Genomic DNA, 11,917 nt, shown 5'->3' with positions numbered 1-11,917 from the left:
ATCGCACAGCACCGCCGTTCAACCCGAAGCGCCGGGGCAAGAAAGGCGGCAGCCCGAAGCGAGGTGCCGAAGCACGAAGCGCACCCGAACCCGACTGCCGCCGACCACTCCGCCCCCCAGCACAGGTCAAGCTGGCGTTGCGCGCCAACGGTGAGCTGCCTCACCCCCAGCGCCGCCGCATCGACGGCGACGCGCACTGAGTCGGCCACAACGAAGCGGCCCCACCCACCGGCGGGGCCGCTTCCTGGCTCCAGGCCCGGCGGGGGTGACGGCGGCCATGACGGTGGGGGCGACTGGCCCGGCGGGGGTGACGGCGGCCATGACGGCGGCGAGACCCACCACGGCGGCGACGGCGGCGAGACCCACCACGGCGGCGACGGCGGCGAGACCCAGGTCGGAGTAACAGATCAGCAGTCCTGCGAGAAGGCGGGGGGGATTTGGGCCAGCGGCTACTGCGGAAAGGGATTCAAGCTCCAAGGTCCCACAGGGGACAACCCTGATGTCCCGGTGTTCAATCCAGACCCGGTTGGAGTGCAGATATTGAAATGCATAGCTTCAGCTGGTTCCGAAAATATAACCGGGACATTGGAAGCGGTTTACACGGTCTCAAGTGGGATTGAGAGCGGGAAATCCTGGTTCCAAGCGATGGACAATGGCCACCCTGTGGACATGATCTGGGGGGCCGGTGGGGCAATTCCAGGCCCCATAGGTACGACATTCACGTGCGCCAAGATTGTCAAGGTCTACATTGACGAGAATGGGAAAGAGGTGAAGTAGGGGGCGTTCACGTCACACCCGAGGATGGGCCCGGCCACCAGGCCGGGCCCATCCGCATGTCGGCCCTGTACTTCCAAAGCTGCCGCGAAGTGACAAGTAGCTCTCTGTAGCCGATCTGACGGCCTGTTGTCCAGGCGCTTCTGATCGGCATGGTGCTGATGGGGGCCGGAGCCGATGGCGTTCGGGGAGAACGACACGGTGTGTGGCTGAGGCGTTGCCGCCGGGACCTGGGGGACCTCGCCAGAACCCGCCCTGCCCTGCCAGCACGCCGCAACCGCACCAGCCCGCCCTGCGTCCGGGCAAGTGACAGCTGGCCCGAGATCAACTCGCCATTGCACGACGGGAGGTAGATTCAGAATCCGCAGGTCAGAACGGGCTCTGTGCCACGGTTCGCGAGTTCCTGCAACCGGCTACGGGCCACCCGCGCTTTCCGACAAGCGCGTCCGGCACCCCGTGTAGCTGCGACAGACTCGGGGGGCGAATCCGGGTTGCCCGTCGAGCGCGCGGAGCCGTTGAAGCGCCTGGGCGCCCGACTCACGGCAACGGCGACATGGCTGTGGGCGGGACCAAGTGGTCCCGCCCACCGGCGTGATGAAGATCAGCGAAGGCGCAGCTCGGGGTCGAGGTGGGCCGGGATCCGGGCGAGGGTGTAGGCGTCGGCGACGTCGTGGTTCGGTGCCTCGAACTGCCAGCGCATGTACACGGCGAGCAGCATCTTGTCCTTGTCGGCCCGGCCGGAGCCGGTGACGAATTTCTTGACGGAGGTCGGGGCAACCGCGTGCAGCAGGCCCGGGTGCCACGTCTGCACGAGGGCCAGGCGCAGGACGCCGCCCAGCTCGCCCAGCTCCTCACCCTTGACTTCGAGCCGTAGGCGTACCCCTCGAAGCAGATGGCCCCGACGGTGCCGGCCAGGCGCCGGGCGCCGGTGTAGAGGTCGAAATCGGCGATGCAGGCGCCGGCAGCCTCCAACGCGGCCACGACGGCCATCAGGTACGGCAGGTGCGTGTCGAAGATGCCCGGCCCGTCGGCGCCGAAGCGCCTGCAGCCGGTGCCGGCCCAGACGGCGTCGGCCTGGTCCTCGAGCTGCCCCTGCTCGTCGCGGACGAGCTCGAGCGTCCCGGCGCCGGTCGCGAAGAGGCGGCCGACGTCCTGACCAGGCGACGGAGTCCAGCCGTCAAGGTACCGCCCCAGATCGCCGTCGTAGACGGTGTGGTCGCGGCCTTCGACCGTCGGGAAATGGCGCCCGGGCTGCCTGCTCGGGCGCAGCGTGGCGGTGGTGGTGCGGGGCGGGTCTGCCTGCTCCCGGGCGAGGTTGAGGGCGGTGTGGTAGCCGATGCCCCGTTCGGTCTGCAGCGCGCGAGCTCGCTTCTGCAGGGCGGTGCGCTTGGTCACGATCGTCTCCCGACCGGCCGGTCCCCACGCCACCCGCCGAGAGGGGTGGATCGTCGTTCAGCGTCTTTGTGCTCGTGTGCCGGATCCCGCGGGACCTTCTCCCAGCGACTGGCGGCGTGGGCGCAGGTCGGGCGGATGGGCGGTCGGCTCGCCCTGGTCAGCAGCTTTTAGCGGGCGGCGGATCTGTGGGCGGGCGAACTCGCGCCGTCGGCGAACTCTTGTGCCAGGAGCAGCGGTTGCTCGGCTGCGGCGATGCGGGACAGTCGGTGGCGCTGCTGGCCGATGCCGCGGCAACCGGCCAGGGGGCGCAGGCCGTCCGGCCGGACGGCTTCCGTGGCAAGTCTGGGCGTGTTGTGCTGATGGTCTCGGAGGCGTCCAGGCGGGGCAGGCTTGACTCGTCAGCGCAGGCGCCGGGCAGCCCGCTTGTGGCACTCAGCCTGGATCCACCGGCTTGATGTCTGTGGACAGTTTCTCGGGGAACGAAGAAGTGCCTTGTGACCTGCGATGATGGGGTTTCTCTAGGACCACATCAGGCACGATCGGCAAGGCACTTCCGAGATGCAATCTTCCCATGCCGCAGCGGCGGTCTCATCCGCGTTCGATGACCCGAACCTGATCGCGTGCGGCGGGCTGGAGCCGGTGGTGCGGTTGGCCGAGCGGTGCGGTCTGCCAGCTCTGGCCGACGAGCTCATCAGGTTGCCCGCATCGAAGGACGGCACCGGCGCCTTTCCCGCGGCGAAACTGATGTCGCTGGTGGGCGGCATGGCCGCGGGCGCCGACAGCATCGATGACATGCACCGGCTACGGCATGGCGCGATGGGCCGCCTGTTTGCCGGGGTGCGGGCGCCGTCCACGCTGGGGTCGTTTCTGCGTTCCTTCACGCACGGGCATGTGAAGCAACTGCACGCTGTGGCCCGCCGGTTCCTGCCCGCACTGGCCCGTCATACCCCGCTGCTGCCCGGCGCGGACCAGGTCGCCTACGTGGATATCGACGACACCATCCGCCGCACCTACGGCTACGCCAAGCAGGGCGCCGGCTACGGATACAGCAAGGTCAAGGGCCTGAACGCGCTGCTCGGCATCGTCTCCACGCCCCTGGCCGCCCCGGTGATCGCCGCCACCAGGCTGCGTAAGGGACCGTCGAACTCCGCACGCGGCGCGGCAGCGTTCGTCGCCGAGACCATCCGCACCGCCCGCGCCTGCGGCGCGAGCGGCCTGCTGGTGATGCGAGCGGACTCCGCGTTCTACGGCGCCGATGTCGTCAACTCCTGCCGGGCGCTGGGCGCGCGTTTCTCCATCACGGTGCGGATGAACGCTTCCGTCAAGGCCGCCATCGCCCGCATCGACGAGGACGCCTGGACGCCGATCAAGTACCCCAAGGCGGTCTGGGACGAGGAGGGCCAGTGCTGGATCTCCGACACCGAGATAGCCGAGACCGGCTACACCGCCTTCACTTCCAAGCCGAAGAAGGAGCAGGTCACCGCCCGTCTGATCGTGCGCCGCGTCAAACGCCTGAGCAGCACCGTCCCCGCCGGACAGGGCACGCTGTTTGACACCTGGCGCTACCACGCCGCGTTCACCGACTCCCCGCTCTCCTTGAAGGACGCCGAGCGTGATCATCGACGGCACGCTGTCGTCGAGCAGGTGATCGCGGATGTCAAGAACAGCGCCTTCGCCCACGCGCCGTCCGGACATTTCCAGGCCAATGCCGCGTGGCTCGCCCTGGCAGCCCTGGCGCACAACCTGACCCGCGCCGCCGGCGCCCTGGCCGGAACGTTCCATGCCAGAGCGGCCACCGCCACCATCCGTGACCACCTGATCAACGTGCCCGCCCGCCTGGCTCGCTCGGCCCGCCGCCTCACCCTGCACCTGCCCGAACACTGGCCCTGGAACACGGACTTCACCCAACTCTTCAGCATCGTGCACGCGCCACCAGCCCTCTGACGCTCCCCGACCGACCTGCCCGAAAGGGCCCGAGACCTGCGGAAAAGTGGAAAGGCTGGGCAGGCCAGCGGCCACCCCATGCCCGAATCCGCAGCCCAGCCCCGACACGCCCTACACGACCCCGAACCGATCACACCACAATCAAGCCGGTGGATCCGGGCTCAGAAGTACTCGACGGAGTTTCTTGATCGGTGCGGCGTAGTGGTCAGCTTGCCGACTCGCGGGTCCCCGATCAGCAAGTCTCCTTCAACCGCCTGCCGGTCTCCGCACTTCTTGATTCCGGTGATCGTCGCCACTGCTCGGACAATTCCATCCAGGCTGATGATCTGGATCTCCTCTTGGGCAAGCACGTTGGCAGCCTTGAGCTTCCAGACCCCTCGCCCGGCCTCCCATGCTTCCGACTCGGTCATCCCAGGTCGGAAGCCGATCCGGGATCGACCGAGCCAGTCATCGATCAGCGCGGGCGCGTCGTGTCCAAGCCGAATCTGCAACATCCTGCCTCCTGAGCTAAGTAACTAGCTAACAGGCTAGCCGAGGCTCGACAAGCTCAGCAACTAGTTACCGAGCTTGAAGCATGCGCCATGCTGCAGAGGCCCCGGGCTTCAACGCTGCGGAGCCGGCGTCACCAAGCGCGGTGGAGGGGGGCCAGGGGCTCGTCGAGCGTCACGAAGCCGTGGGCCGCGGAGAGGACCAGGACGGCACCGGTGCCGCCGGCGATGGCGTGGGCCGCCCGGCGGCACAGCCGGTGGAACGATCCGACGTAGAGGTCCGCGGCCGGGACGGGCGCGGTGGTGGAGAGCTTGGCTGCACTGCACGGCACGACGACGACCGGGCAGTTGGGATTAGTGGTCACGGCGTCCCTCCGGGATGGACCGTGCCCGCCGCACGGATGCGGCGGGCACGGTCGGTTTCAGGCAGCCAGGGCGAGGCGTTCGAGGTAGGCGGCTGCCGCCGCCTCGCCGAGCTGGTCACGGATCGCGTCGCCGCGGCGCCAGGACAGCGGGCCTTCGGCGGCCTCGATCCGGGCGGCTTCGGCAACGACGTCGGCGAGGCTGTACTGCTCCTTGAAACGGTGGCCGATCCGGGCTTCCAGTTCGGTGTACTGCTCCGGCAGCGGCAGGCCGAGCGCCCAGCACAGCCGGACAGCGCGCACCCGCACGGTGAATCCGGCGAGCACACAGAACACGCAGCTCAAGCTTTTCTGGACTAACGAAACGATCAATGCCCCTCGTAAGACCGCCGTGGTGTCGGCAGAATGTGAGGCGTGGATGCGGGGGTGGCTGCGGTAGCAGGTGCGGTTGTCGGCGTGGTCGGCACCACGGTGGCAGGGGTACTGACAGCCTGGGCGACCAGGGGGCAGGCTCGGATCCAGGCTCGTGCCCAACAGAATCAGTGGTTGAGGCAAGTGCGGCGTGATGTCTATGTCGCTCTGATGACGGCAGATTCCGCAACCGAAGATCTGGTGCTGGGGCTCCGTCACGCTGTGAGTCAGGCACCACCTGATCTTCAGGAGGCAGATCGGCGCCTCCATCAGGCCCCAGAACTGCTGGGAAAGCTGAAGTTCGCCGCCTTGACCGTAGGTCTGGAAGGCCCTCTCGGAGCTCTCAGCCGGGCGTCCGAGGTTCAGACGACGACGTTCGATACGTTGCGGGAACTGACGGCGCTTCGCGACCTGTTGGCGAGCAACGCGGCGGGCACGGCGGCTGTGGATGAGGCAAAGGCGAAGGTGCAGGACTCGATCGAGCGTATGCAGCGCGCGGGGTCGGCGTTCATTCGGTTCGCCAGCGAGGTACTCAGCCGAGACGAGCAGTAGTCGGTTATCGAAAGGCTCATCGTGCTTCCCCCGGGATGATCGGCATGCCCAGGGTGACCGGGGTTCGGTTGCGGTTCCGGGTGAGTCGGTCGAGGGAGGAGAGTTTGTTGCGGGCGGCTTCGAGGCTGATCTGGAGTCCCTGGACCTCGCCGAGCCAGCCGTTGACGCGGGCCTCCTTGATGCGGTCACCGAGGTTGCGGATGATCTCTTCCAGACGTCGGCGCTGCTGCGGATCGACTCGGAGCATCGGACACCGAACGCAGGCTTATCCGAACTACCCAGCTCACGGACCGACGGGGCCGATCGCGGGCGGAGTTGCTAAAAGTAGTGGGCAACAATCTCGGCGTCCGGGAGTATCCGGGCGTGTCGCGCCGCCAACTCCTGCCTGGTCGCTGGCGTCGATCAGTCTCCGGCTCGCACCATAAACACCGCGTCCCAACTCAGCCGGCCTCCAGGGCGTCTGCCCGCCTCGTCAGGTCCGCCGCGACGCCATCCCAGTCCGGTCCGTGCAGCCACAAGTTCTCGGCAGCCTCGCGCATCAGCGCTGGCTCATCAGGTCGCTGCAGGAGCACCAACCGGTAGGACAGGTTGCGAACCCAGACTGGCAAACGACCATCGACCACGTGAGGGCAGAGCTCACGGAGCATGGCGAGGATCGAATCCGCATCAGCAAAAGTCAGTTCCTCGACGAAGTAGTGCTCCCGGTGGTCGAGGTCGCACTCAGGCGTCGGTCCGAACTCGTCTCCATAGAGACACCGGGCGTGCTCCGTCAAGGTGCTGTGCATGTCCTGGAGCCTATGACGCCTTGATCCGCGGGGGCGAAGCGATTATCTGTAGGGTGCCCCAGTGGTATTTTGACCCGAAATCGCGGGAGGGGTGAGTAGGCGGGTGCGGACCGAGCAGCGACGAGAGGGCGCCGGTGCGAGCAGGCCGCGTCGGGCCGTCAGACAACAAAGCCTCTTCCTCCGACTAACGCGGAGAAAGAGGTGTCGGCGTGCGAAAAGGGCTTGCCCACCGGGGCTGACCAGGCAATACGCTCAAGATCACAAAAGGGGGGTTCACACCTCCGGTAGTACCTCCGGTGCAACTTTGGGTCCCCCTGTGCAGACAACTGTGCAGACAACTGTGGGTGCAACCCTCATCCGGGGTGCTCCGCAGCAGGCTTGCCCAAAGGTCATGCGCCGTCCGAGCCGCCGAAGCGGCCGAGGAACTCAGTCAGGCGCCGGCGCTGGCGCCGCTCCTCGGCGAGCTGCCGGGTGAGCTGCGCGTGGTCGATGTAGAGCTCCACGGCTTCGAGCACCAGGCGCTGGAGCTCGGCCGGTTCGAGGGCTTCGACCTCCCACTGGACGGGCTGACCGACGTCGAAGCCGTACCGGCGGGCGAAGGCCGGCCAGCGCGGGTCATCACGCTTTCCTTCGGCCGCGGGCAGTTCGTACGTCAAGACCTGCTCGCGGGTAAGCAGGACCCGCTCGACCGTCGACCAGCAGTTGGTGCGCGCCACCCAGTCACGTTGAATGTCGTCGCCCGAGCAGTCGAAGTCGCCGACGTTTCTCCGGGGCGCCGCGAGCGTGCGGTTCGAATCCGCACAGCTCAGAAGCGGTCGAGACGACCATAGCGGGTGCAACACGTGTGGTGCACGGAGCTCGCCGCGAGATTCACTCAGTGGGCGTTAAGTCCGTTTCTGGTAGCGGCCTCGTCCGGGCTGGGTGGGAAAGCCTTGGCGGGTGAGGCGTCCGAGACGGCTGCGGGTGATGTTGACGGATGCCTCGTCGGTGGGCATGCCCAGGAGTTCGTGTAGCTCACGGGCTCGGAACTCCAGGGCGGGTGCTGGTTGAAGGCGTTCACGATGGCCTGGTAGGCGGTATTCGTCTCGGGTGGATCGGGTTCGGTTCCTGCTGGTGCGACCTCCGCGATGACCTTTCGGGCACCCGCCAGATCTGTGAAACGCGCTTCGATGCCCGACATGCCCTCGGAGGAGCCAGCAGTCATTGCCCGCCGGCTCCGTCCGCAGGGCGGCACGTACCGGCATCTCAGCGGCGGCTGCCTCACCTGACACAGCCGCCGCGCCTACAGGATGCCGACGCCACATCCTCGGGGAGCAGCCCTCGCACGCTGCTCCCCGAGGATGTGGTGTGGTTGTCAGCGGCTTGGGTTGGTGCACCATCTTCGACTCCGTCAGCGTTTTCCTCGGATTGCGCGAATGAGCTCGGCCACTGCGGTGAGCACGCTCGCGCGGTCCGCTGAGGTGGTGCCGTTCAGCGCGAACCGGGTGACGAGAACGGCGGCAACGGCGACAATCAGCAGTCCGGCGACAATCGTCAAAGCGGCGGCGAGTGCAGGATCCATGGGTTTCCTCCCCTTGTTCGCCGCACCGGGTGGTGCGGGCTGGCGCCACTCAACGGCGGGGGCGGGACATGGGGCTTCTTCTGCCGGACCGGACGGACACGGATGTTGTCTGCCCAGGTGGGAGCAGGGATAGCCAGAGCGAGAACCGGACGCTCCGGACACCGGACGGACGTGGAAGAGGGGTATTGGGTAGTGGCGGATGCGGTTCAGGACCCGGGCAAGACAGTGCTGGCCCAGCAGTTGACCGGTTTGGAGCGCGCTGCGTTACGGGCCAGGCCTGGTAGTTCGCGCGCGGAGGCATGTCGGTCCGCGGGGAGTTCTCCCAAGACGGTCGCTGACTGGTTCGGCGGCGTCAGCGTACCCAAGGAGTTCCTGCCGCTGTGGAAGGTGGTCGAGGTGCTGCTGGACTGGAAGTCCGGCTCGCCTGCCAACCCTGCCGACAGTGCCCGGCGGCGGAGTGAGTTCCTTGCGTGGCAGGAGGTATGGAAGCGTGCACGGCGCCCTTCCGAAACTCCGACGCGCTCCGACTCTCGAATTGCCAGCGGGGTGGGCCTAGCGATCCGGGATGTCGATCCGGTGCGCGTTTTGGAGGTGCACCCTGCGATCGAGGCCCCTAGCAGTGCCTCCAGCCCCCTGAAGCAGCTGCCCCTGTATCTGAGACGCCACCATGACAGGGCGCTGGATGCGGAGATCGACCTGGCCCGTGACAGGAGTCGCCTGGTCATGCTGGTGGGCGGGTCCTCCACGGGGAAAACCCGTGCGCTGTGGGAGGCCATTCAGCCCCTGGAAGGCTGGCGTGTGTGGCGCCCCGCAGACCATCGAACCCTTCTCGACGGCCTCGCGGAGTCGTCCTCACTCGCACACACGGTGCTGTGGCTCAACGAAGCACAGCGCTATCTCCTCACCGCGCGGCCAGGGGAAGGAGAACAGGCCGCAGCAGCCCTGACCGAGCTGCTCGTCACGCCTGAGCGTGGCCCTGTCCTGATCGTTGGCACGCTCTGGCGGGAGCATCATCACCTGCTCACCCGCCCGCCCGCCGTGCAGTCGGCTGGCGGAGACGAGCACCAGTGCGGCCGGGCACTGATTGGCTCGGGGACAGCGATCCCCGTTCCCGAAGAGTTCAGCGACGAGGATGTCGAAGTATTGCTGGACTCGGCGATCCACGACCCACGCCTGGCCGAAGCTCTGGAACATGCTGGCCGGCGAGTCGCCCAGTACCTTGCTGGTGCCCGCGAGTTGATGCACCTGTACCGCCTCGCTCCGCCTGAAGCCCGTGCGCTACTTGATGCAGCGGCCGACGCCCGCCGCTTGGGGCATGCCGAGGTCCTTCCAGAGCCCTTCCTGCGCGCCGCCGCTGGCGCCTATCTCGACCCGGAGCACTGGCGCGCCCAGACCGATGAATGGCGGGCTACCTGGTTCGACCGCGCGACCGCATACACGAGCCAACCGAGCCGAGGCATCCCAGGGCCTCTGACCAGGGACAGTCCACTACCAGGCCTCGGACTGGACACGGACGAGCCCGCCTATCTGCTGGCCGACTACCTTCTGCAGCACCTTTCCGAGTCGCGCCGCCTCCAAATGCCCCCAGAGGGATTCTGGGCTGCAGCCGCCAGCCAGATCACCAATCCCGGTGATCTGAAGTTGCTGGGCGAGGCCGCCGAGAAGCGCTGGCGCCTCCGGACTGCTGCGAGCCTGTTCCAGCGAGCTGCTGACGCCGGAGATACAAATGCCCTACTCACCCTGGCCAGATACAGACTGAAGGCCAAGGACCCCTCAGGAGCTGAACGCATCTACCAACAGGCTGCGGATGCCGGGGAAACCGACGCCATGGCCCCCCTGGCCATGCTGCGAGAAAAAGCAGGGGACACCGCAGGCGCCGAAAATCTGGCACAGGAGGCTGCTGAAAACAGCAATACTCGCGCTCTGCACGATCTTGCGGTGCGGCGGGATCAGGCCGGGCAACATCAGGACGCTGAACGCCTTGCCCGGCTAGCTGCCGACGCCGGAGATCCCAGCAGCCTCAGGACACTGGGGATGAGGCGGGAAAATACAGGGGACTATGTCGAAGCAGAGCGGCTTTTCCAGCAGGCTGCTGATGCCGGAGACACAGATGTGTGGCGCGAACTAGCCAGGCTTCGGGAGCGGGCGGGAGATTATCCTGGCGCGGATCTGGTCTACCAGCAGGCCGCTTCTGGCGGGAACGTCATGGCAATGGCCGTAGTGGCTGTCAGGCACGAGGAAGCCGGTGAGCATGCCGAGGCTGAACGCCTTGCGCAGAGGGCAGTCGATGCTGGTGAAGCTCAAGGACTGTCGTTCCACGAGACGACACATGCTTCAAACGCCGTGGCCGCACTGCGGGAAAAGATGGGCGACCTCCCCGGCGCCGCACGGCTGTATCAGCAGGCCGCCGAGGCTGGGGACAAAGCAAATTGGCACAGACTCGCCCAGATCCGCGTCAAGATGGGGGATCTGCCGGGCGCTGAAGGCATGGCACGTTTGGCCGTTGAGAGCGGAGTTCCCGACTCGGCGTCCCTACTCGCGGCGATCCGGGAACTTTCTCAACATCCAGATCGCGAGGAAGTTATGTCCGAGCTTCAGCAAACAGATGAGGACCCTGTCGAGGTCGTGAGTCTGTCTCAGTTGCGGAGAGAGCTCCAAGACCGCGGAACCATCCGAAGGCTCGAACGGGGCACTCGCGATGCGAATGTCGCGCTTGGCCGCAATCCGAATGTCGTGCTTGGCCGCGATGCGAATGTCGTGCTTGGCCTCATCTGGCTTCGGCAGCATATGGCACGGGAGGACTCCGCAAGGGCAGCACACAAGGCCATCAACGCGGGTGATCCATTTGCTTCGTTTGCCCTGGCCAGGCTGCGAGAAGAGGCTGGGAACCACGACGGCGCAAGACTCCTATATCAGAGACTCGCCGACGACGGAAACATCGAAGCCTTCTATGGCCTCGGGCGACTTCACGAAAAATCCGGGGACAGGGCATCCGCCGAACAGTGGTACCGGCATGCTGTTGACGGGGGAAGCGCCCGTGCATGGCTCGAACTAGCCCGGCTCAGGGAAGAGGCCGAGGACCCCGAAGGAGCCGAGAAATTCTACCGGCAGGCAGAAGCAACCGGCGAAACCGATGTACTGCACCACCTAATCGTACGTCGAGAGAATGCCGGAGATCGCACCGCATCCGAAAATCTCGCCCGACGGGCAGCCAGCAACGGTGACACAGAAATCCTGTGCTTCGTGGCCCATCTTCGAGCACAAGCCGAAAGCTATACGGATGCCGAGCGCCTGGTCGTTGAGGCCGCCAATGCAGGTAACTACACTGGCCCGATCAACCTAGCTCTCCGCTGGAGTCGGAAGGCCGACCGAACCGGCAGCCGCTGGCAGAGATTCCTCCGCTATGGCCTGGAACTTGACGGCGCCATCGCGCAGCCATGGCCCTGAGCACCGGAACGCGCCATCAATCGACCGCACTAACGAGTGGGCAGACAAGGTGCGGGAAGCTGGTGCTCAGGGGTGGGGTCCGCTGTCACAGACCACTCGTCGCACATTGTGCGTATGGTACGCGGGTGCATGGCAGAGGCTGCATGACCTCCTTCACAGTGGAGCCCCGCGGACGCAAGAACAGCTCCGGGGAGAGCT

12 protein-coding genes are annotated in these 11,917 nt (G+C 66.4%); 4 read left to right on the top strand and 8 right to left on the bottom strand.

Annotated features, from left to right (window positions below):
* The first annotated feature begins 150 nt into the window (after positions 1–150).
* Positions 151–777 carry a hypothetical protein gene (locus OHA03_RS47460; protein WP_267010159.1) on the top strand — a complete coding sequence of 209 codons (627 nt, stop codon included), beginning with the start codon at positions 151–153 and terminating at the stop codon, positions 775–777.
* Between the two features lie 598 nt (positions 778–1,375).
* On the opposite strand, the gene OHA03_RS47455 is transcribed toward OHA03_RS47460, so the two are convergent.
* The gene (locus OHA03_RS47455; RefSeq protein ID WP_267010158.1) at positions 1,376–1,585 is read right to left on the bottom strand and encodes a hypothetical protein; all 210 of its coding nucleotides are present in this window, start codon (positions 1,583–1,585) and stop codon (positions 1,376–1,378) included.
* Positions 1,586–2,727: 1,142 nt separating this feature from the next.
* Between OHA03_RS47455 and OHA03_RS47450 the strand changes: the two genes are divergently transcribed.
* A complete protein-coding gene (locus OHA03_RS47450) occupies positions 2,728–4,113 on the top strand; it encodes an IS1380 family transposase (RefSeq protein ID WP_267010157.1) in 1,386 nt (461 codons plus the stop codon).
* 161 nt (positions 4,114–4,274) lie between these two features.
* Here the strand turns inward: OHA03_RS47450 and OHA03_RS47445 are convergent, their stop codons facing one another.
* The 3 genes from OHA03_RS47445 to OHA03_RS47435 all read right to left on the bottom strand — a co-directional run bounded on the left by OHA03_RS47445 (position 4,275) and on the right by OHA03_RS47435 (position 5,299).
* On the bottom strand, positions 4,275–4,607 hold the full coding sequence (locus OHA03_RS47445; protein ID WP_267010156.1) for a hypothetical protein: 333 nt from the start codon (positions 4,605–4,607) through the stop codon (positions 4,275–4,277).
* A gap of 128 nt (positions 4,608–4,735) precedes the next feature.
* Complete coding sequence (locus OHA03_RS47440) at positions 4,736–4,966, bottom strand: DUF6884 domain-containing protein (protein WP_267010155.1); 231 nt, start codon at positions 4,964–4,966, stop codon at positions 4,736–4,738.
* Positions 4,967–5,023: 57 nt separating this feature from the next.
* Positions 5,024–5,299 (bottom strand): hypothetical protein, encoded by a 276-nt coding sequence (locus tag OHA03_RS47435; RefSeq protein ID WP_267010154.1) that lies wholly within the window; start codon positions 5,297–5,299, stop codon positions 5,024–5,026.
* Between the two features lie 78 nt (positions 5,300–5,377).
* Between OHA03_RS47435 and OHA03_RS47430 the strand changes: the two genes are divergently transcribed.
* Positions 5,378–5,926 carry a hypothetical protein gene (locus tag OHA03_RS47430; RefSeq protein WP_267010153.1) on the top strand — a complete coding sequence of 183 codons (549 nt, stop codon included), beginning with the start codon at positions 5,378–5,380 and terminating at the stop codon, positions 5,924–5,926.
* Between the two features lie 16 nt (positions 5,927–5,942).
* Here OHA03_RS47430 and OHA03_RS47425 read toward each other — a convergent pair whose 3' ends face one another.
* From OHA03_RS47425 to OHA03_RS47410, 4 genes are all read right to left on the bottom strand, one after another.
* The gene (locus tag OHA03_RS47425) at positions 5,943–6,173 is read right to left on the bottom strand and encodes a hypothetical protein (RefSeq protein WP_267010152.1); all 231 of its coding nucleotides are present in this window, start codon (positions 6,171–6,173) and stop codon (positions 5,943–5,945) included.
* Between the two features lie 193 nt (positions 6,174–6,366).
* A complete protein-coding gene (locus OHA03_RS47420) occupies positions 6,367–6,711 on the bottom strand; it encodes a hypothetical protein (RefSeq protein WP_267010151.1) in 345 nt (114 codons plus the stop codon).
* Between the two features lie 389 nt (positions 6,712–7,100).
* Complete coding sequence (locus OHA03_RS47415) at positions 7,101–7,427, bottom strand: hypothetical protein (RefSeq protein ID WP_267010150.1); 327 nt, start codon at positions 7,425–7,427, stop codon at positions 7,101–7,103.
* A gap of 674 nt (positions 7,428–8,101) precedes the next feature.
* Positions 8,102–8,272, bottom strand: a complete 171-nt coding sequence (locus tag OHA03_RS47410; RefSeq protein WP_267010149.1) for a hypothetical protein — start codon at positions 8,270–8,272, stop codon at positions 8,102–8,104.
* Between the two features lie 171 nt (positions 8,273–8,443).
* On the opposite strand from OHA03_RS47410, the gene OHA03_RS47405 reads away from it, so the two are divergent.
* On the top strand, positions 8,444–11,719 hold the full coding sequence (locus OHA03_RS47405) for a hypothetical protein (protein WP_267010148.1): 3,276 nt from the start codon (positions 8,444–8,446) through the stop codon (positions 11,717–11,719).
* Positions 11,720–11,917: the final 198 nt, after the last annotated feature.

The sequence above is a fragment of the Streptomyces sp. NBC_00154 genome, assembly GCF_026342835.1.
Lineage (GTDB): Bacteria > Actinomycetota > Actinomycetes > Streptomycetales > Streptomycetaceae > Streptomyces.
This window is presented reverse-complemented; position numbering and strand designations above follow the sequence as displayed.

Bases quoted from the DNA above. Each gene is read 5' to 3' on its own strand.
- OHA03_RS47445 (WP_267010156.1), bottom strand. From the start codon at position 4,607: ATGTTGCAGATTCGGCTTGGACACGACGCGCCCGCGCTGATCGATGAC.
- OHA03_RS47420 (WP_267010151.1), bottom strand. From the start codon at position 6,711: ATGCACAGCACCTTGACGGAGCACGCCCGGTGTCTCTATGGAGACGAG.
- OHA03_RS47410 (WP_267010149.1), bottom strand. From the start codon at position 8,272: ATGGATCCTGCACTCGCCGCCGCTTTGACGATTGTCGCCGGACTGCTG.
- OHA03_RS47425 (WP_267010152.1), bottom strand. From the start codon at position 6,173: ATGCTCCGAGTCGATCCGCAGCAGCGCCGACGTCTGGAAGAGATCATC.
- OHA03_RS47450 (WP_267010157.1), top strand. From the start codon at position 2,728: ATGCAATCTTCCCATGCCGCAGCGGCGGTCTCATCCGCGTTCGATGAC.